Annotated in this window: 29 protein-coding genes; 2 read left to right on the top strand and 27 right to left on the bottom strand. The window is 31.1% G+C overall.

Translation table 11 applies throughout. From position 1 onward, the window contains the following. Nucleotides 1-157 precede the first annotated feature (157 nt). The 22 genes from fosM to NCCP133_RS19990 all read right to left on the bottom strand — a co-directional run bounded on the left by fosM (nucleotide 158) and on the right by NCCP133_RS19990 (nucleotide 12,363). Nucleotides 158-580: a FosM family fosfomycin resistance protein gene (gene fosM / locus NCCP133_RS20095; protein ID WP_071396634.1), complete on the bottom strand. Its 423-nt coding sequence runs from the start codon at nucleotides 578-580 to the stop codon at nucleotides 158-160. Between the two features lie 78 nt (nucleotides 581-658). Continuing rightward, complete coding sequence (locus tag NCCP133_RS20090) at nucleotides 659-1,027, bottom strand: nuclear transport factor 2 family protein (RefSeq protein WP_071396635.1); 369 nt, start codon at nucleotides 1,025-1,027, stop codon at nucleotides 659-661. A 172-nt stretch (nucleotides 1,028-1,199) separates the two neighbouring features. Further along, nucleotides 1,200-1,382, bottom strand: coding sequence for a hypothetical protein (locus NCCP133_RS20085; protein WP_071396636.1), 183 nt, complete (start codon nucleotides 1,380-1,382; stop codon nucleotides 1,200-1,202). Between the two features lie 86 nt (nucleotides 1,383-1,468). Then, nucleotides 1,469-1,978 carry a GrpB family protein gene (locus tag NCCP133_RS20080; protein ID WP_071396637.1) on the bottom strand — a complete coding sequence of 170 codons (510 nt, stop codon included), beginning with the start codon at nucleotides 1,976-1,978 and terminating at the stop codon, nucleotides 1,469-1,471. Between the two features lie 118 nt (nucleotides 1,979-2,096). Then, nucleotides 2,097-2,504, bottom strand: a complete 408-nt coding sequence (locus tag NCCP133_RS20075) for an NUDIX hydrolase (RefSeq protein ID WP_071396638.1) — start codon at nucleotides 2,502-2,504, stop codon at nucleotides 2,097-2,099. A 120-nt stretch (nucleotides 2,505-2,624) separates the two neighbouring features. Continuing rightward, nucleotides 2,625-3,194 (bottom strand): nucleotidyltransferase family protein, encoded by a 570-nt coding sequence (locus NCCP133_RS20070; RefSeq protein WP_071396639.1) that lies wholly within the window; start codon nucleotides 3,192-3,194, stop codon nucleotides 2,625-2,627. Nucleotides 3,195-3,270: 76 nt separating this feature from the next. Further along, nucleotides 3,271-3,768: a trimethoprim-resistant dihydrofolate reductase DfrG gene (gene dfrG, locus NCCP133_RS20065; RefSeq protein ID WP_000868795.1), complete on the bottom strand. Its 498-nt coding sequence runs from the start codon at nucleotides 3,766-3,768 to the stop codon at nucleotides 3,271-3,273. A gap of 126 nt (nucleotides 3,769-3,894) precedes the next feature. Beyond that, nucleotides 3,895-4,254, bottom strand: coding sequence for a hypothetical protein (locus NCCP133_RS20060; protein ID WP_071396640.1), 360 nt, complete (start codon nucleotides 4,252-4,254; stop codon nucleotides 3,895-3,897). Nucleotides 4,255-4,517: 263 nt separating this feature from the next. After that, complete coding sequence (locus NCCP133_RS20055; RefSeq protein ID WP_071396641.1) at nucleotides 4,518-5,018, bottom strand: hypothetical protein; 501 nt, start codon at nucleotides 5,016-5,018, stop codon at nucleotides 4,518-4,520. A gap of 1 nt (nucleotide 5,019) precedes the next feature. Continuing rightward, entirely contained in the window at nucleotides 5,020-5,265 is a 246-nt protein-coding gene (locus NCCP133_RS20050) for a hypothetical protein (RefSeq protein ID WP_071396642.1), read from the bottom strand. Nucleotides 5,266-5,305: 40 nt separating this feature from the next. Beyond that, nucleotides 5,306-5,749: a hypothetical protein gene (locus NCCP133_RS20045; protein ID WP_071396643.1), complete on the bottom strand. Its 444-nt coding sequence runs from the start codon at nucleotides 5,747-5,749 to the stop codon at nucleotides 5,306-5,308. Next, nucleotides 5,746-5,964, bottom strand: a complete 219-nt coding sequence (locus tag NCCP133_RS20040; RefSeq protein WP_071396644.1) for a hypothetical protein — start codon at nucleotides 5,962-5,964, stop codon at nucleotides 5,746-5,748. Before NCCP133_RS20040 ends, NCCP133_RS20045 begins: the two co-directional genes overlap by 4 nt. Nucleotides 5,965-6,242: 278 nt before the next feature. Continuing rightward, a complete protein-coding gene (locus tag NCCP133_RS20035; RefSeq protein WP_071396645.1) occupies nucleotides 6,243-6,506 on the bottom strand; it encodes a hypothetical protein in 264 nt (87 codons plus the stop codon). 45 nt (nucleotides 6,507-6,551) lie between these two features. Continuing rightward, entirely contained in the window at nucleotides 6,552-6,749 is a 198-nt protein-coding gene (locus NCCP133_RS20030) for a hypothetical protein (RefSeq protein ID WP_071396646.1), read from the bottom strand. Nucleotides 6,750-6,795: 46 nt separating this feature from the next. Then, the gene (locus NCCP133_RS20025) at nucleotides 6,796-7,011 is read right to left on the bottom strand and encodes a hypothetical protein (protein WP_071396647.1); all 216 of its coding nucleotides are present in this window, start codon (nucleotides 7,009-7,011) and stop codon (nucleotides 6,796-6,798) included. Nucleotides 7,012-7,163: 152 nt separating this feature from the next. Then, on the bottom strand, nucleotides 7,164-7,514 hold the full coding sequence (locus NCCP133_RS20020; protein WP_071396648.1) for a hypothetical protein: 351 nt from the start codon (nucleotides 7,512-7,514) through the stop codon (nucleotides 7,164-7,166). 53 nt (nucleotides 7,515-7,567) lie between these two features. Next, nucleotides 7,568-8,002, bottom strand: coding sequence for a hypothetical protein (locus NCCP133_RS20015; RefSeq protein WP_071396649.1), 435 nt, complete (start codon nucleotides 8,000-8,002; stop codon nucleotides 7,568-7,570). Nucleotides 8,003-8,093: 91 nt separating this feature from the next. Continuing rightward, nucleotides 8,094-8,609, bottom strand: coding sequence for a hypothetical protein (locus NCCP133_RS20010; RefSeq protein ID WP_071396650.1), 516 nt, complete (start codon nucleotides 8,607-8,609; stop codon nucleotides 8,094-8,096). 606 nt (nucleotides 8,610-9,215) lie between these two features. Continuing rightward, nucleotides 9,216-9,479 (bottom strand): hypothetical protein, encoded by a 264-nt coding sequence (locus tag NCCP133_RS20005; RefSeq protein WP_071396651.1) that lies wholly within the window; start codon nucleotides 9,477-9,479, stop codon nucleotides 9,216-9,218. 790 nt (nucleotides 9,480-10,269) lie between these two features. After that, a complete protein-coding gene (locus tag NCCP133_RS20000; protein ID WP_071396653.1) occupies nucleotides 10,270-10,515 on the bottom strand; it encodes a hypothetical protein in 246 nt (81 codons plus the stop codon). A gap of 92 nt (nucleotides 10,516-10,607) precedes the next feature. After that, complete coding sequence (locus tag NCCP133_RS19995; protein ID WP_071396654.1) at nucleotides 10,608-11,309, bottom strand: hypothetical protein; 702 nt, start codon at nucleotides 11,307-11,309, stop codon at nucleotides 10,608-10,610. 157 nt (nucleotides 11,310-11,466) lie between these two features. Next, nucleotides 11,467-12,363 carry a tyrosine-type recombinase/integrase gene (locus NCCP133_RS19990; RefSeq protein ID WP_071396655.1) on the bottom strand — a complete coding sequence of 299 codons (897 nt, stop codon included), beginning with the start codon at nucleotides 12,361-12,363 and terminating at the stop codon, nucleotides 11,467-11,469. Nucleotides 12,364-12,890: 527 nt separating this feature from the next. Between NCCP133_RS19990 and NCCP133_RS19985 the strand changes: the two genes are divergently transcribed. Next, complete coding sequence (locus tag NCCP133_RS19985; RefSeq protein ID WP_071396656.1) at nucleotides 12,891-13,139, top strand: hypothetical protein; 249 nt, start codon at nucleotides 12,891-12,893, stop codon at nucleotides 13,137-13,139. Nucleotides 13,140-13,215: 76 nt separating this feature from the next. Continuing rightward, nucleotides 13,216-14,670, top strand: a complete 1,455-nt coding sequence (locus tag NCCP133_RS19980; RefSeq protein ID WP_071396657.1) for a hypothetical protein — start codon at nucleotides 13,216-13,218, stop codon at nucleotides 14,668-14,670. Between the two features lie 390 nt (nucleotides 14,671-15,060). Here the strand turns inward: NCCP133_RS19980 and NCCP133_RS19975 are convergent, their stop codons facing one another. The 5 genes from NCCP133_RS19975 to NCCP133_RS19955 form a co-directional block, all read right to left on the bottom strand. Then, nucleotides 15,061-15,387 carry a hypothetical protein gene (locus NCCP133_RS19975; protein WP_264806992.1) on the bottom strand — a complete coding sequence of 109 codons (327 nt, stop codon included), beginning with the start codon at nucleotides 15,385-15,387 and terminating at the stop codon, nucleotides 15,061-15,063. A gap of 264 nt (nucleotides 15,388-15,651) precedes the next feature. Continuing rightward, a complete protein-coding gene (locus NCCP133_RS19970) occupies nucleotides 15,652-16,011 on the bottom strand; it encodes a hypothetical protein (protein ID WP_071396659.1) in 360 nt (119 codons plus the stop codon). A gap of 135 nt (nucleotides 16,012-16,146) precedes the next feature. Next, the gene (locus NCCP133_RS19965; RefSeq protein WP_071396660.1) at nucleotides 16,147-18,021 is read right to left on the bottom strand and encodes an AlwI family type II restriction endonuclease; all 1,875 of its coding nucleotides are present in this window, start codon (nucleotides 18,019-18,021) and stop codon (nucleotides 16,147-16,149) included. 11 nt (nucleotides 18,022-18,032) lie between these two features. Beyond that, nucleotides 18,033-19,007, bottom strand: a complete 975-nt coding sequence (locus NCCP133_RS19960) for a hypothetical protein (RefSeq protein WP_071396661.1) — start codon at nucleotides 19,005-19,007, stop codon at nucleotides 18,033-18,035. A gap of 126 nt (nucleotides 19,008-19,133) precedes the next feature. Next, complete coding sequence (locus tag NCCP133_RS19955) at nucleotides 19,134-20,060, bottom strand: Dam family site-specific DNA-(adenine-N6)-methyltransferase (protein WP_199794633.1); 927 nt, start codon at nucleotides 20,058-20,060, stop codon at nucleotides 19,134-19,136.

Raw genomic sequence — 20,060 nt, 5'->3', positions numbered from 1 at the left:
GGCTTTATGCAAACTTTATTCTTCTTATGCAGACTTTTTTCTTATTCTGCAAACTTTATTTTGTTTTAACATAGTTACAAAAACGGTTAGGTAATTTAAAAGAAATTAATCTACTAAAATTGTTTAATTCACCGTTTTCTTGAAGCAGGAAATTCTTTTAATCGAAAAACTCCATATGTGTTTTTTCTTGCTTATAGTAATCCAATCTATCTTGTAAAGTACCTGTATGGAACTCAAATTTATGACCGTCTGGGTCAGTAAAGTAAATAGATTTTTTATCTCTGACATCTCTCGGACGACCTGATAAGATGTTTATGTTCAATTCCTTTAGTCTATCGTACATTTTATCAAACTCAGTGTCTTCAATTGAAAATGCTATATGTGTGTATGATTGGTTTATTTCATTACGAGGTATATCTTTTTCAACATTCAGAGCCAGCCACATTCCATTCAAATCAAAATATGCGGTGCTTCTACCTTTAACTAACAATTTAGCATCAAAAACATTTTTGTAAAACTCGATAGAATTATCTAAGTTAGAAACTGAAAATAAAAAATGATTAAGCCCTTTTATCGACACTGTATCACCTCAACTTTTTTAAGAAATAAGGGAATCCCTATTGTTGAAGATTAGCCCCCGTTAATTAAATAAAACAATTTACTGTGAGTTTGATTTAGTAACAGTCCCTTGATGAAAAAACATTTGCCATCTACCATCTATATATTTCCAAATTGAACTTCGCAAAGTGTCCTGCTTTCGTGTTTCATCTCTTACTCGGTATGTAGTTAACACAGCCTCCGAGGATAAAGGATGAATTTCAAAATCATGAAGTGACAATTCTCGTACTCCTACTCCACCCTCACCAACACAATCTTTTTTGTATATAACAATACCTGAACTTCCAAATTCAAAAAAATTATCTGCCAACAATCTATATAGTTCCTCACTTGATGTACGAATTTCAGGATTTAAATGACTTTCCTCCAGTTCTTTCAAATGACTTTTAAGGTTTGGTTCATTTATCATTTTATAGTAGCCACCTTTCCCTGCAAAATAGAATTAAAGTTAATAATTCACTATAAGTAGTCAATTAACCTTCTTGAAGTAAACTGCTCCAATAGCACAAGAAGCGACTGCCTTGTTCTGCAATCACCCCTGTTGAATAAAAGCACTGGTTTGCCTTCCTTTAACTTAATAACTATTTTTTCCCTTGGTGCATTAAGTTCAATTGAAAGAAAATTCCACTTAATAAAGCAACTATCATTCCTAACATTACAGCATAACCTGTAAATACTTCATTCCCATACAAAACACTACAAATAACTATTCCACCAACTCCACCAACAACCATTAGTAATAACCAAGCAAATAAAAATGCCATTTTATCCCCCCGTACATATATTTATATGTTTTATTTTTATCATTTTAATTAAAGTATCTGCTTCGATAGCACAAGAAAGTTTATGACTATTCTTCTTTCGCTTTTTGCAATACTTTTTTTATAAAAGGGGCTTTATTCTCTGTATAAGCAACTCTGTCAAAGCGATAATTTCTTGCCAAATCAATTTTTAGTTGGTGGTATTCTCTCATAACATCAGGATTATTTCTTAAATAATCTCTAAACAAAATTTGATTGTTCCAATGCTCCCCTTCAAACTGATAAAAATGTAAATGATGTGTACCTGCTCTCCATTTTCCCTTCCTAAAGAAGCGTCTTTCTGGAAACTCTTTATGGTAGACAAATTCATATCCTATTTGTTTTAAAGGCTCGATAAATTCGTTAACTACCTCCAAATCATTTACTCCAATAGCAATATCTAAAATCGGTTTAGCCACTAACCCTTCAATAGAGGTACTTCCTATGTGTTCAATAGATATAACCTTTTCAGATAGTATTTCCTTTAGTTTAAATTTTTCATTTTCATATTGTTTCGACCAATTTGGGTGCCACTCTTCAATTGTTATTTCCTTATCCATACTCCCCCCTAACTTCAATAAAAAAGTTTTTATTGAACAGGCCTACTTCTTTAACATAGGAGTGACTGTAGTGTTCTGCAATCTTCACCCGTAGTTCAACATCACTATTTAATATTCATTATTTTTGTAATATGTATCTGGCTCCAGATGTTCTAATTAATTTGGATACTCCTTCAGGATGATAAGGCATTAATCTATCTGCCTCCTCCAAATCTACCCATTCAACTTTAAGAATATTTTCCTCTGTTGGAATTTCTTCAGGTGATTTCAGAACTTGACCCTGAAAGGTAATAAAATACACATGATTTTCATTAATAAATGCTTCATTAACTGCAATAATATCGCTAACTGTAACATCATAACCTGTTTCTTCTTTAACTTCTCTAATGGCTGCTTCTTTTAGAGTTTCTTTTACTTCAACTGCTCCTCCCGGCAAGGACCAAGTTTTATTCCTATTTAGTACCATTAAAACCTTATTAGTATTCTCATCAAATAAAAGTGTATATGCTACATCAACACGCTTCAAATTTCATACCTCTTTTCTCCAAAGAATTATTTTATTTTTTCTTGTTAAACTTTCCTGCCATTAGCGAAAGAAGCGACTGCTCTTGTTCTGCAATCGCCACCATTAGTTGAATATCGAAGTTTATATTTGATGAATGATTAACTTACTCCAAGTCGCCTTCCAATCCTTTTTTAAAATACGCTGATTGTAAATAGATGCAAGGTCTTTGTTTTCCAAAAAATATGGAGTCGGTTTAACTACCAAATTGACAACATCACTAATCCCATAAGGAGCCGTTAAAATAACTTTATCCCTTTCATCTAACTTTACTCCTAATGCTGTTGCTGTTTCTGGAAATTTTGAAATAGCATCAACAGAAGAAAAGTATGGTTCAACATTATTCCTGAGGTGCATTCTGGCTTCATTCTTAACCGACCAAGGTATGGTTGGTAAAAGAGATTTGAGTTTTTCTTCCAACTTCTTTTCTTCAAATTCATTAAGTTTTGTTGTATCAAAGTAGATCACATCAATATCTGGAATCGGTGTCCTTACACTAAATCCATGTAAAGCATCCCAAACTTTTGACCTAACAAAACCTGCACAAATCCACCAATCTAGTAAGTTTAATGATTTGGCAGTTTTCAATATTTCCATCATCCATTCATCTTCTTCTATAAGAGTAATGATTTCCTCCTCATTAAACACAACAATAAAACTCCTTTTTAGAATAGGTAAGAATAAAATTATTCTTTTTTCAGTTTGGATTCTTCTTTAAGGAATGCACCCGTTAACTCAATAAGTTTTTTCTTTCATATACATGAAAATAGTAGTTATACGGATTTTTATCATTCTTTATCCCTTTTTGGGCAAATACCTCATTCCATTCCTCATAATTCACTTCTGGAAAAAAAGTATCTCCTTCGAATTCATGATGTATTTTTGTGATGTACATTTTCTCAACATAAGGGAAAAACAAATTATAAATCTGTTCTCCTCCGAAAATAAAAATTTCTTCTTCGTTTTTACATAACTCAAAAACATCTTCTATTGAATGAACAATTTCACAACCATTAAAGGTAAACCCCTTATCTCTCGTCAGAATAATATTTCTTCTGTCAGGTAAGGCTCTTCCGATTGATTCAAGGTTCTTCCTACCTAATATTATCGGATGTCCCTTTGTAGTATTTTTAACATATTCCCAGTCCTTGGGAATCCTCCAAGGAATGTCATTCTCTTTGCCAATCACTCTATTCTTATCCATCGCAGCAATCAAAGAAACTTTCATTTATAACACAGCCTTTTTAACTAATTTACCATCTAATTTCTTATTTCTATCAAAAAACCTTTTCTCATTATCCTGCCCGTTAGTAAAAAATCGTTCCTCCCTTATTACTGAAACACTACCTGTTAGTTACATAAGACCTCCATCTTCTAATCCAGTTAAATATGCATTTTTAAATAGTTCATAAAAATAGGAATCCTCACCAAAATAATCTCTGAATCCGTTTAATACTTCTTCTTGGAGTTCTTTGTCAGATTTCCATATAGGCATTGCCCCTAAATCATCTTCAAACTGTCTTTCAATTAGATCAAGAGTATCATCTGAAAAAAAATTCCTATTTTCATCTATCCACGTTAACCATTCAGTTATTATTTCTTTCTCTTGTTTTCGAATAGAAGATTTGCCCTTGTGAATAACTTCCTCTATGTCAGATAGTATAAGCGAAACAAATAACTCGATGGTAAATTCACTAAAATCTCTAATATTCATTAAGATTAACTTCCTCCAGTTCTATCCTTGTTTAAATGCATCCATTAGCGAAATAACAAATCAACGTTTAAGGCAAAAAAATAAGCATTATCCAGTATGACCACAGTTTGAGATAAAAAAGCCCCGTGGCCATAACCATATGCTAGTTACACCCACAAGACTTATGTTACCTTTATTCTTCTTATGTAGACTTTTTCATTCTGCTAACTTTTCTTTCTTTTTGACACAGTCTTTCTCTAATGTTCCTATTAGCGGGAGTTATTTTAGACGTAAGCATTTGAATCAACCTCAATTTTAGGTTCAAAGTGTTTAAGGAGTTTCATTATATTCCTCTGAAGACACTTATCAACTTTCCCCTCCTTTATCACTTGTTTGTATGCTTTAATTTTTTCAATATCATTAAAACAATCTTTGTTTAAATCATAAAAGTCAGTAGGAGTTCTTTCTGTTATTGTACAATATCCTTTATTTAAATAAAGATTTACAACCACTATATTGAATTTTCTTTCAATAAAATACCTCATAATATCTTCATCCAAAAGTGTTAATATGTCATGAATGATTACACTTTTAATACCTTCCGATTCCAATTCGTTTAAATACTTTCGTAAAGTATGTTTGTGATTACTATACTCAAACTTACTTTTGACAAAAATCCCTTTCATCAACGCAGCATTACACTTTATCGCATATTCGTAATCCAACATTTCCTTGTTATCGCTAGGTTGAATATGCATAAAATATCCAGCATTCTTTAATTCCATATTACCGACCTCCTTCGGAAAAGACTACATATTTCTTTAACACTTCAATTCCTTGTTCAAAATCCTCATCTGTTCTAAGGGGAGATGGTAATTCTCTTATTATTTTTTCTGCTATTCTCTGAAACTGAAATTCTACACATAAATTCATAACCCGTTCATTATTTACAATAAATTCAACCATTTTATTTTCATTCGGGATATAATCCAAATAGATTTTACCATCGTAATTAATATTAAATTTTTCCATTAAGAGATCGCCTCCTTTAAGTATGTTAATGCTTGTTTTCTTAAATTCTAAAACGTTTATATCCTTTATAATCTGAATCTGCATTATCATAATAGTTCTTTATTTCCTTTTCTAAATCACTAAAATGATACTTCAGGCTCACATAGGTCGGAATTCCAACAAGTAGACCTAATATGGTTATCAATGCTTCTTCTTCAATATTCATTAGAGTGTTAACTACAAGCATGATGGATAAACATGATAAAAACACAAACCACCTTGTCATTTTTTTGTTTACTTCCCCATGTAGTTTTATTTTTCCAGATAAAACCCCTGCAGCCATTCCTCCAACGTATAAGAGCCATGTTTCCTGTGTCATTTCAATTTCACTGACAAACAGTATAAATGGGTAAGTTATCGTTGTTATGATCATCATTGTAACGATCTTTCCAATTAATAAGACAAACTTAGTGGCTTTTTCCTTTTTAAAACGTGGAGTTTTCAATCTTTCACCTCCCGTTTTTCATTTGCTCTTGTCCAGCGATCTACACTACTGGATACTGAGGATACGATTAACAGAATGAGAAATGTTGTAACAAGATTGGGTTTACTATTTACTATGTAGACTGATGCTAACCCTAATACTGGACCCATAATGATTGAGGATAATGCCATTCCTTTATAGTTCATTTCGGTTATTGTTTTTCGAAGCCAATTCATTTTGTTACCTCCTTCTCTTGCCCATTCATTTAATAAAAACAACTACATTGTTATTTGTGAAAGTATAGCGTGAATTTATTCACCTTCAAGGAATTGAGGACTAGTATTCAAAATAATAGATATCATACGACTTCCAATAAATCCGTCTGTAACACATTCAAAAAATGCGCCAGAATCCACTCCAGTATCATTAATCTTCCCAATGTTCTTCTGTTGGGCATATCGACTTATCATAAAAATTCAATGCCATCTTAAGGCTACCCCAACTTTACCTATGATTAATTCTCATCGCCATCAAGTTCAGTTCTAAGCGAATAATAGTCATCCATATTCTCAATTGTTACATACTCATTAATTAAAGTAAGAACTTCTTCATAACTATTCAAGTTATCATGTTTTAACCGATAATTTAGTTCCTCTAACTTATTAAATTCCTCAATATGTTCAAGAATTGCTTCCGCCTTCCACATAATGTGGTACACATTTCCCTCTGGACCAGACCAATCGATCTTCATTACTGCTTTACTGTATTTAGTTCTCATAGTGTCATCTCCCTTCTTATAAATTGGCAAATAAGTTTTTCAACTTTAAAAGTTAGGCTTAGGAGTGTAACCTGTTACCTGATGCTCAAGTATACGTATTTCTTTAACAATTTGGTGCTCAATGTTTGCTAGAAAATCTTGTTGTTGTTCAGACATTTCAGGCCAAAATCTTTCATATAAGGAGCGAATGATATCCAACTCCTCTTCTAAGTCTTGTAATCTCATATACTTTGTATTAATCATCCCTTCCACCCCCTTTAAATTTAACGAAGATCTTTTGAAACCTTCGTTATAACTCATCACGAGTAAGGAAATCAAATAGATCTTTAATTTCATCTTTGTTTGACTTTTGAAGACTAACCCTTTGAGTAGGAATTCTACAATCCTTTTCACTTATAACTTCGATATCTTCTTTACGATAGATTCTTTCTTTTTTTATCTCACCGTTAAAAACTCTAGTTACTCTTACGTTACCTCGTTCATCATAATCAATTACCTTTACCATTTTATCTCCTCCTTAATTTTGCTCTTTCTGCTGATCGGTACGAAATACTTAAGCAGTATTTATCTTTAAGATTTAGAATTAGGGCATGATAGTCATACTTCATATCAATTTGGCAAATGCATGGTCCTATCCGCCCCTACTGGACTATAACCTTATTTGATACTTTGTCTGTATTTTCTACTTGTTGGCTTCCAACTTACCCTTCTTGCCCATCCATTTTCATAGGCTAAATCTAACCTATCTTCAATTGTTTCTATTACGTTATTCCAAGTTTCATCATCAATCTCACTATAATCCCATTTCCATGCTCCAAAAACCTTAAATAATGGCTCTTTTCCACTAGTAATACCTGTTCCTTTTAAGACCTCTTCAAGAACCAGATTTGGTCTTGGAGCCAGTGGATCGCAGTCAATTAGAATAAATTTGTCCGGTTCTTTTGTTGTTTCTAACTCCGTCACAATTTGAGCATTTCCTTCTGATATCAATTTTTCAAGTGGATTCATTTTTTACTCTCCTTTGTTTCTTATTTTTATTTTTCTAACAAACTAGATATTTTTTATATCGAACTAACTTTTGCCTCTGCTGTTAATAACTCTGCTTTAAACAAATTTTCTACCGCCAGTGGAATTTTTGTTGTAGTCGCTTCTTCTAACCAGATTTTTTTTAGAAGTTTTGGTTTCATAAGATAATCCCCCTGAATGACTCTAAAGGTGACATCTTTACTTATAAATAAATCTAGAATATTAGAGTTTGCAACATGTACAGGAGATATTATTAATACAGTTGACTTCTTTTTCAGTCTAGAAAAATACTTATCATTCATACTTTTATCCTCAAAATTTGAAATTGCGCAACCATTAACAATCTTAAGGTTGTTGTTCTCAGCAAATATATCCACCATCATGGTGTATTCAAAAAATTCCTCAGTAGAATTCCTTGTTCTCCCTAGAATTGTCTCCGGTAATAATGTGAAAAATGTTACGTTTTTCATAAAGTATCATCTCCTTGAATAGTTTTTTTGTTTTTTTGTTTTTATGTTCACTTATCACTAAATCAAACACTGTATTCCTTCAATAACGAACTTAATAGGCAGAAACGTTAATACCAGTAGTAGATTCGAATTCATCTACTAAATCATTCGACATCCTTGCAACTCTTTCATAATTGATTAAGGCCTTTCTATAGTCAGAACCTAAGTTTTCCCATTTAACTTTACTGATTCTGGCTACATTATGTAGATCTGACCTCAATTGGTTGTTAGTAATTTCCTCAATCCTATATTTTGTCTTGCTACGATTAACTTCAATCAAAATGAAATGAAACCCCTCTTCGATAAACAGATTGATTATGTCCTTATTAAAAATTGAACGATCCTGTACAGCAATTGTGTCGATGTCCTGCTTTCTTAATAAACTGATAAAATACTGGGCAACTAGTGGATTACTCTTATAAGAATGGTAATTTGCAACACTTATCCCTTTAACATTCTCTAATAACACCTCTAGTACGCGACTTTTCATTTCTAAGTCTATGCTGTCATCTCTTTCAGCACTTAAGTGAACCATATAACCAACTTTATTAACTGCATTATTCTTCATATGAAACTCCTCCTAGATATCAGTAATTTGAATTAAATAGAATGGACTAAGCACTTCACTCAAAATTTTGACTTATAGGTCTTCCTCAATTCAGAATATTCCGTCTTTTATCGCTAGATTAATACTTCAATCGCATTTTACTCTCTATTGATTGCTCCAATTTTATTCAATTGTTTTAGTCTAAAAATGCTAAGTTGGGAAAATATGGAAAATTCGCATAAAAAAATCTCCTCCTTTTTATCACATAATAGAAAGAACAAAAATATACAAATATACTCAAGGTTGCGCATGTCAAACACATCCTTATTAGGCGTGTAAATGCACAGAGATTATGAGCCCAGATCAATACAGTGAACTAAACTCATCATCTTATTTACTTAGGGTATATTCTGTATATTTTTTGTTCCCTTCCCTTTTAGTGATAAAAAGAAAGAGATATATATATAATCAAAAACTATTAAAATTAAATTCAAAATAAAATTAAATAATGTATATTACGTTTATTATAATATCACGGAATATTTTGCCTGTAAAGCACTATTTTGATATTTTTTTAAAATTTTTCTCTAGTACGATAATATCTTCAATCAATTAATTCAGAAACTACTAAATAATTCCGTGTTCCATATTATACCTTTCACAAGTCTCTTTAAACTTTTTGTAGTATTCAATGTCTATATGGCTATCATTACTATGTAGCATTATCCGATCTACATGGCCCCTATTAATATTTGATAATAGCAATTCTAAGATACTTAAATCAGCCATTAAACATATTATTCCTTGATTATTTTTTAACCCAACTTCTATTGGTAACCCCCACACATTCTCATACTCCTGATTTAAATGAATTTCAAAATATCCAAACACCTAAATACCTCTCTCTTATACTAACCTCATGTACTCATACAGGTTAAAAAAATGAAATAATGTGTACCCAAGTGCTAATGATAATGGAATACTCAGTAAAAAGATCCTTTCCTGCAATTTTTCTGTTTTCTCTTTTCCTTTTGTTACTACTAATGGTACATACTTCCCACAAAGAATCATCAGAAACCATACTAGGCCAACAACGCAAAAGTAACTAGAAATATAATCTAAATAGAACATCATTATCCTCCCCTGACTTTATAGGGATATTTTAACGTGTATAAAACATAAATTCCGCAAAATGATTACAGTAGATGGTAACTACTTCCCTATGGCTGCTGCAAGTCAAAGAAGTATTATGCAAAATGAGAAAGGGCTAATTATTTTGATAACAGTTGAAAAGCCAAACAGTTGTACGGACCGTTTGGCTTTTGTGGTAAGGAAAAGGTTCCTAGGCTACCCTTTCCCTGCAGTATATTCTATATATTCGATGTATTATATATAAATCATACTACGTTTAAAGAAATTAGTAAATTCCCCAAATTCCGTTGAATTAGGTTATTTCCCCTTAAAATCAGTCAAAATAATTAAATGTCTACAAATATCTATTTTCTTCTCCAACCAGATTTTTTTCATTTATTTCAGTCATAGTAAACCCTTCTGTAGCATTTTTTTCATTTTTCTTATCTGAAAAAAATCATTTTTTTCGCCTACAGTGCTTTTTAGATTCTCAGTTAACTACTATTACTAATCATTATAATGATTATAATAGTAACAATCATAAAAACTATTAATTTTCATTATAATGATTAAATGTTTCTTCCCAGTGTACTAGGCAATATAAAACACGTATTAAATATTCCTTGGCTGCTTCTTCAGATTCAAACCTTCCACCATGAATTAGTTCAAACGTCTCATCTTCAAATATTTCTGCAAAAACCGAATAATATAATACTCCGTCTTTTTCCTGAAAAATTGCAATACGGTATGTATGACCTTGAACTCGTAAATCTTTTTTCAATATATATTCTTCCATAACAAATCCCCTCCTTTCTATGTGTAGTTATAGAAAAGAGGGGGACGTCCCTTGTAAAATATTAATAGTCTTAATAAATACCAATATAAAATTTACTTAGATACTGCTTGGACACTATTTTTATCTACTTCAATTATAGTTCCTTTTTCTTTATTTATTGTTAGGAGTTTTCCATCAATATTATATTCTAAATTAGTTCTTAAATTGGGGTCTTCTTCTCTTAACAGTTCTAAACACTTTAAAGTTGATACAAGTTGACCTTTACAAACTTCTATGAAATTCTCAGTAGACATCCCATTTATTGAATAGATTTTAGAGTGTTCTACCCCTGTGTAGTAACCTGTTAATTCCTGCATTAGATTATTTGAAAAATATTGCGCACATTCAGCATTGATTTCTTTCCAAGTGTCCAATTTAGTATGAGCAACTATATGGCCTTTAGAAGTCCTATCGATTGTGGCTCCCCCACTAGTGATATAGTGTCTAAGTTTCTCTTTTAGATTAATCTGTTTACCATTAAGTAAGTAATATTGAGAAATTACATAAATAAATGAATTCATATAGATTTCGCTGTTAATTAAATATATCAAATTCTTCTTTATGGTTTCTTCACGTTTCTTTTTCTCGTTAACTTCATTAATTGTATGTTCAATTGTCTTATTTGAAGTTCTTGAAAGACTTCCTGTTAAAACTACATATATTACAGTGACTATAACCAGCGTTAAATTTATTAACACTGATAGTGCACCAGTATTATTGTTCAGAAATTCAAATAGACTCACAATACTATTCATGCTAATTTGACTTCCTCCTCTTAAATTAGATTTCATAGGCTTTCTTTTATAGTATGATATACGTTTAAATCTACTATAAGGTTCAATTCTTTGGAATACTAAACATTAAAAAATAGGGAAAGCGATCTCCCTATTTGGTCAATTGAATATTGAGTTATTAAAACTCTGTTTTCTTCAAAGCATTCTGAAGTTCTTTTATTGATGGTGTAACATAAATACGGGTAGTGTCCATTGATGAGTGTCCTGCCAATTCTGCAATACTTTGGAGTCCTACGCCACTATTTGCAAGTTGTTTACAAAAAGTGTGTCTAAGAGAATGGGGAGTAATCTCTATTCCAAGTTGATTGCTATACTTTTTCAGAATATGCTGTGCTGCTCTGGTACTTAATTGACTGCTTTTGCTACTAATCAGTATATAATCAGAATCTTTTTCCCTTTTATCTAGCCAATATTGAATATGTGATTTTGTTTTATCCGTAAAAGGTACAACTCTGTGCTTACCTTTACCAGTTACATTTGCTATATTATTACGAAAAGAAATTGAAGATTTTGTTAGAGAACATGCCTCCTCAATTCTTAAGCCTAAATTTACTAGAAGAATGATAAGCGTTTCATGCAATAGACCTTTTTGAAAATTTTGGTGTTTTGTTATTTCCACAGCATGTAATAACCTGCCTACTTCTTGTCTTGTTAACCAACGAATGGTATTCTGTTTTTGAACCTTTTTAATTGAAATCTCTTCACCTAAGTTAACCGGTGAGAAATTAGATTCAAATAAATAATTAGACCACTTCTTTATTGCTACTAATCGCCGATTAACAGTTGTAGCAGATAAAGATGAATTGACTTTAATTTCACGCTCAAAATCTTTAATGTCAGTTTTCGTGATAGCCTCAACAGTAATTGGATTAGAGGTTATGCTAGACAACCAATTCTCAAAGAAACGTAAATCTTGTTCATAACTTTTAATGGTATTTGCACTTCTATTCTGCTCGATCAAATAGTTTTTAAATCCTTCGAGCGCTTGAGAAAAAGTAACTGAAATGATTTCCAAAGGAAGCCCCTCCTACACTATGTTATACGACAAAAATTGAATAATGATTATTTATGTTATGCGACGAAAAGATATAGCCCAATCCATAGGTTCTGTCGCATAAGACATATTATCTGACAAAACTTATTTGGTCGTATTATAGCGCGTTTTAAACCCTTTGCCAGCACTTATTACATCTCCATATCTAATATATGGATTCTCACCATAAAAGAAAAAAATTCCTCTTCACTAATATTAACTCTTACTCGTCAGAAATCTTTATATCAGCATCGCTTAATCCCTTTTTAAATAACACAATGTAAATATGTTAAATATAATTAAAAAAATTTACATACAAGTACTTAATTATTATTTATCAATACTCTTTTAATAGTTTTTTATAAGAATATCATGTGTAATAATGATTTTCATATTTTCAAAAAAATCAACCACAATTTTCTCGGAACATACTCACCTCGTCTTTTTCTTTTTATGCTATAACAAATGTAAGCCAATTAATTTGGCAAAATGAAAGGAGAGGATGATTAATGACAGACAATATCTATAATCAATTACACCTTGAACTGAACGAGCAACTAGATTTAATTAATAAGAAAAAAATGATGATGGGATATATTAGATCAACAAGTAATCAACATGATTTAACAAAAGAAGAAAGCAATAAAATTATTGGGGCTTTGATATCAGTGTGTACCTCTAAAAATCACAAAGAATATGAATATTACTCTGAAAATATTCTTGATTACATAAAGGAACTTCTTACACGGAAAATTTAATTGTTAATATATTAAAACAATTGAGTTCAGAGAGGAATGAGCAAGTATGACAGATTAAAGAGAAGGGTGTGTTTTTATGAACGATATAAATCAAGTTGTTGAAAAAATGAAGCAGTTGTTTATAACGGTTAGATACAAATATATCAAACTTAATGAAGATGGTAGTTACCATACATTCAATATTTATAATAATGACAAACATGTAAGTCTTAATGATGGGTTTTTGAAATCCCATATACTGCAGAAAAGTACTTACGGCATTTTTTGCAGGAAAATACATACAAAATTTATCACCTTTGATGTGGATGTTCCATTTATACCGGAGGCAAAAAAAGTAGTATTGGCTCTCTATGAGTCATTAAACACTCTCGGAATCCCTACGGATAAAATTTTCACCAGTTGGAGCGGTACAAAGGGATATCACGTTGACGTTTATTTTTCAGAGGAAATCCCTTACAACTCAATGAAGGTACTTTTTAACGCAGCAGTTTCAATTACATATAACTTACTAGATGGAAAAATAAATGGAAAAATCGAACTTCGACCAACACCCACTAAGGGGCTGAAACTTCCCCTCAGTATCAATCACAAAAATCGAGATAAAAGTAGTAATGTCTGCTGGTATGTTGACGTGCAAAATAATTTTACTACTTTTCAATCCTTTGATTATTTTTTAAGTATTGAACCCATGAACGCTGAAATTGTGATGGATTTAATATCGGATTTACAGGAAGATGACGAGGAAGTACCAAATATAGAAAGTGAAAGTAAAGAATTAGATAATACTGCTCTGGGGAACTTGGATCTTTCAGAAGATACACTGGATTCCTTAGCAGATTTATACAAAAATGGATTAAGGAAGCCGGGCACTAGAAATGCTGTTACTTGTAAAATGGCCGTTTATTTAAACACTTTAAAGGAAAGCAAATCTGAATGTGAACAAAAACTAAGGCAATGGATGGAGCGCCAAGATAGAGCATTTTTCAAGACCCCACTTGAAGAATGTTTTAAAGAAATAGCGAGAATCGTTAATTTAGTTTATAAAAAAAATGTTGTGTTTTCCAAAGGCTTAACAAAAATTATTGTATCCAGAAGTGAAATGTTAACACTGTATCAGTACCCAAAAAAATTTCATAAAACACTTTTTGCTTTATTTATTCACTCAAAACGATTTGCAGATAGAAATAATGAGTTTTTTATGACTTATGAACAAATTGCATTGGGTGCTAAATGCTCTGTCAAAACAGCCATAAACCATATTAAGATACTTGAGCAAGAGAACATTATTAGAATTGCAAGATCACCCAAATATTTAAGAGGAAACAAGCCGGAAAGCCATCCAAATTTTTATGAACTTAACCTAAATTGGCTCAATGCAGACAAGGAAGTTTCTATTAGTGTGAGAGCGGATAATGTAAAATCCTATCATGAAAAAAAGATTAAACTCATTCTGGAGATATTCCCCAATAATGAATGGTGGAATATTAGTGAGTTACTAAATACAGCACTAGAAAAACAATCTAAAGAATAATAATTAAGTACTTGTATGTAAATTGATTCAGTCATATTTAATCATATCGTTATGTGTAATTGTCTACAAAAAAAATAATAAAAGCGTGTAAAACTTATGTAGTTCACACGCTTTTGTTTGTCTTTATTCATTACAAAGAAAGGAATCCCCACAATTTACAGCAAAAGAGAAGGTTACATCGTGAAAATGCAAACATAATGTACCTTTAAAGAAAAGAGATTATTTATAACATTCCACAGATATTTTCTAATACCTTTATTTTTATCTAAAATCTTCATTTGTATCTCTTCCATATGTTTTAAACATTGATAACTAACTTAGCAAGTAAAAAACAAATGAAACAAATAAAACCATCAATTTTTGGTGACGCTACTCACTTCAATTTTCAATCTAGTAGGAACCAACTTTGGTTGTAATTTTTATTTCTGAATCTTTTTCCCTTTCTATCTTCACCTTAATATAGCCCTTCAATATGCTAAACCAAATCCACCCCCCTATTAAGAGAAATACAGGGATATATATTGCGAGGAAAACATCCCTTTTGAAATAATAAATCGCAATGCCAGTAACTATATATGCAATCATCTTGCCAGCAAACATTGCCGTATAATGTATTTTATTTAATGCTTCGTAGTCATTATCTAAGTCTATATAGAAGTATGTAAATGCCCTTTCAAAAAACGCTCCTCCTAATGCTAACAAAAACAGAGAAAGCAAGAGATAGTCTGTTGTAGATAATTCTAAGTTCCAAAAAGATAGCGGGTAAAAAATGAGCGTGAACAAAGACGCATATAACAACCACATAATATAAAAGACTAATTTATGTGAAAATCTCGTAATTACGTATTGCAATGTATGGCCCCTTTCCCCAAAATCATTTGGAATAATTTGTATACTATTATACCTGATAATTGCTTAAAAAGCAGCGTAAGAGCGGCTATTTTCACTATTAAAAAAACAAGGATTTTACTCCTTGTTCTGTCAATTTTTCGGATCAAGTTTTTGAACCTCGTTTAGGCACCTAAAAACTTCATCTTGATTCAATATATATTCCGACAAAATGGAATAGAGGTTATGAACCATTTCATCAAAGGTATGGTAGCCCTTATTAAAACAGATAATGTTAAAAGTGCCCCTATCCGTATCGCTATTCCGTTTTTTTGCTAACTTATGCTGTTTGCGGAAGATATAAATTAAATATAAATATTTGGCTTCTTCCCGAACGTTTGTGTCTGTTAAACTAATACGCTCGAACCTTGTGAACAAAATATTGTGTTCTCGGTGACGAAATTCAACAAATTCTGTGTCCATTCCTTCAACTTTAAAGTGCTCCTTTTTCATGAGTAATCTCCTCCATTGTCTATGCATTATTTAATATGTATACATGTTAAACACGAATACACGTTTCCCTTTTGGTCAATAAAAAAAAGAGCAGAAACAAATCCACTCTTTTAATTCCAAAATTTCCATTTAATGTTACGCTGATAAAGAAGTACTCCATTGCTCAATTACTTCATCGACACTTGCTAACCAAGCAGTTGAGTCATTTCCTGCATCAATGTTTTTATTAAATATGTTTGCAAGGAGACTCTGTAAATCTTTATGATTTACTCTAACACCTTTCTCATTTAGTTCTTTTACCTTTTTCAAAACATTTATATACTGATTTATTGTGAGAGGGATAATTTTTTGTACTCTTCCTTCATAGCCTAATTTAACACTCATCCAAAAAGTATTTAACGTGTCACGATGAATGTTAGGAGCAATGAATAAACAATAATTATCTAGAGACTTGTTTAAGTCTTTATCTTCAAATTCCCTTAAATGTCTCATTATAGGTTGTCCTTCATTAAACCACTGATCACGGCCTCTAAGAAGAGTTACCTCACAAATCATGTTAAAAGAAGAATACTTACACTCAATATCTGGATTATTACCCGCAGCAGTAAATAATGGTAAGTTATCATCCCCGACTGAGTAATTAGGTGTAATTTCCTTTGCATCATCTAAAGCCATTAAAGATAACGTAGTATAATACTCTAGGTTTAATGGATCTTGGCCACTTATGCTTCTTTTTCTTGTGGCTAACTCTGTTAACTTTTTAATATATAAATCTATATTTTCTAAACTTCTCTCTCGTAGTATTGATAAATCATTATTTAATGTTTTTATTATTTCTCTTAATTTTGCTATTTCTTTGTTATAATCATTTATACTCGAAAGTTCAACTTTGGTCAAAGTGAATTGGTGGAGAGCCTGATCTCGATATTGGTTGTTTATATCAGTTTGTAAAGACCTCGCTTGTTCTAATAAGTTTTCATAAACAGATTTTAAATCACTTAGGTTCTCCCATGGTAGAGCAGGTTTATCGATATCAGACATATAAGTTAAATAAGCCTCAGCATTTTTAAAACTTATTGCTCGCCCATCAAAGTTTTCTAATAGCCTTTTAATCTCTACTCTTCTAGTAGGGGCTAAATCGACATATCTACCATTTCCTCTGTAGTAAAATAACTTTGTTTGTCTAAAGTATCTTATTGCAGAGTCTCCATAATCATAGAGGTTATTAACTTTAGTTTCTACTTTTTTCTTCTCACTAGGTTTTAATTTAAAGACCTCTATTGCAGTTTCAACAAATCTTCTTTCAACATAACGTTGTGCTGCATTTTTATCTAATGATCTCTTTTCTTTCCTAAATTCAATAATTTTTGACACACGATCTTTGATATCTTTATAATCAATCAAGGTTGTTAAAAATAAGGAAAACTCTTCTTTTGATACTCCAACAGGTTTATGCCCTAAGTTTTTCCATTCTTTATTTACCTTACTAATAACATGCATAACTGCAATAAAGGGTACGATATCAAAGTCCTTGTATCCCTTGTCAGTCGGATTTGGTAATTGCCATTTTAAAAAGTATCTAAAGAAAACATTAACTAAGTCTACTTCTTCATTGATTAATTTTTTTCCTAAATCGGTTATTCTAACCGCACCCATTGATTCCTTAGCAATTGCCAATCCCATCTTAGTAATATTACTTACTGCTGTTCTTCCTCTCATGGCATATGCCATTTCTTGATCATTATTGAAACTCTTGTTCTCATAGTGAACTTGACTTAAGATATCTTCTAATTCTTTATTAGTAAACTCTTCAGGATCTTCAAACTTTTGCTTGTAATAATCTGAAATTCCTGTAGGTGTGTACAATTTTGTTTTAATTAATTCTTTAAAAAATAAGCCTTGTGTTTTATCATTAAAAGGTCTTCCTTCAAACCTAGAAAGCACCTTTAAAAAATCAACTATCCGTTCGGGATTTCTCAAAGTTGTACTTATACTCCATGTACCCGGCATATAAACTCCCCCTAGATGAATATGTTTGAAAACTCTGAACCATAATTCCTCTTATTTTCATTAAAATTTCCAAAGAATTCTTGGTTATAATGAATCCCTTTAAAATCGGAAAAATAATCTCTATTATTAGAATTATAATTCTTCATATCGTGTAACCACCCTAAGAAAATACTTCTACTTATACAATACTTATTCTCAGAAGTAATGCCTCTAGCAGTGTCCAAACTTAAAACTTCAATTACTGAGATTTTTTCATTAGGATTATCACTATAGTTAATTAAAAATAATCTGCCATTTAACTGCTGTTTTGTATTCCATAATGATATATACTTTTGTTTATTATCACTTGAACTACCCGTCCAACAATACCTCATTGGATGGGCTTGTATATTATTTATATGGTGATTTTCCCTTTTAAGAAATTCATATATTACATATTCATTTGTTGATGGTATATATTGAAATAAATCTAGATCAAAACCTTTAGTGGTATCACCATTAAGCAAATTTTTGGTTAAGACAAGACCATTATCATCTTGAAATTGGTTGTCATTATAAATGGATTGTAATAAACCATTTACATAACTATCAATGTTTGTATTTCTAGCAGCCCCTAATCCCTTTGAATTGCTTTGTCCGTCAATATTATTTACTCCTCTAAACCACTGTTGAAGTTGATCAAAAGTCAGGATATAACCATTTGTTTGATTAATGTAAGGATTTATCTCAATCAAAACGTACTTATTAATTCCTTGTTGATAAAAAATAAATAATCTTACTGCATGTTGATAACCCCTAAGAAAGTTAATTTTACCAACTTCTACATTACTAATCATAGTAAATAATGCTTCCCAAAAATGCCCTTGATTAAGTAACTGATTATTATTTCCTATAAGACCATTAATATTATTTACTTCCATAAATTCAAAGAAGTAGTACTGTCCATTGGTATTAGCATACTGAACCCTATCAATTGTGTATAACAAATAGCATCTTCCTTTTTCTAGAATCTAATATACTACTACCATCATAATTCATATTACCTATTTGTTAAATAGTTTCCAGAAATATATAAGAAAAAACCTTCCCAACAATGCTGGAAAGGTTTCATATTATTTCTTATAATTAGTGATTAGTACTTCAGAGGTCTTTGTTGTCTTTTCTTTAATTTGATAGTTAGAATTATTGTAATTATAGTCTAGATAGTTAATTTCATAATTTTTAGCCCAATTTATTAGAATTGTATTCTCTTTGCCCTTATGTTCAAGTACATTTGATAATGCAAATTTAACACCTTGTGAATCTAACTTATCTAATAGATTTAACAGGTCATATTCTTCAGTTTCAGTCCACCCATTTTGTTCATTATATGTTGCAGTTGAAATTAAATAAGGAGGATCTGCATAGAGAAAATCCCCTCTTAAAAGTTCTATCTCCACTTGACGGAAGTCGTCGCATACAAAATCTATATCCTTATCCTTTATTACCTCAATAAACTTATTTAAGTTTGACTGAATTTTGTCATTAAAATCTCTTTTACCAACAGGAATATTGTAATGACCTTTTTTATTAAATCTTATCTGATTATTAAAACCATAAACAGTTAACAGATAAAATAGAAGATCATAGTAAGTGTTGTCACTTGTCCGACAATTGTAATCCTCTCTTAACTTTAAAAAACGCTCTTTGTTATAAAAAGCAAGTCCATTTCCAGACTCACAACCATAATGAGAATATCCATTCTTCTGGGTATCAGTTAACTCATACTTTAATATTATATTAGAAATAATATTAAACACATCTTCTTTACTTGTGTTCTTTAAAGTATTAAAAAGTCGTAAGACCTCTCTCTGCTTGTCTATGCCAAGCATATTCCCTTTTGCACTAACATTGATAGCAACATTTGCCCCGCCGCAAAATAAATCAACAAAATTATTTATTTCTTCGGGGAACAAAGGAACAATTTGCTTTAATAATTTATGCTTTCCACCTGTATAATTTAAACATGATTTGAGATACTTCGTATCTGTTTGTAACAA

The organism is Cytobacillus sp. NCCP-133 (genome assembly GCF_026011715.1).
Classification (GTDB): domain Bacteria; phylum Bacillota; class Bacilli; order Bacillales; family Cytobacillaceae; genus Cytobacillus.
This window is presented reverse-complemented; position numbering and strand designations above follow the sequence as displayed.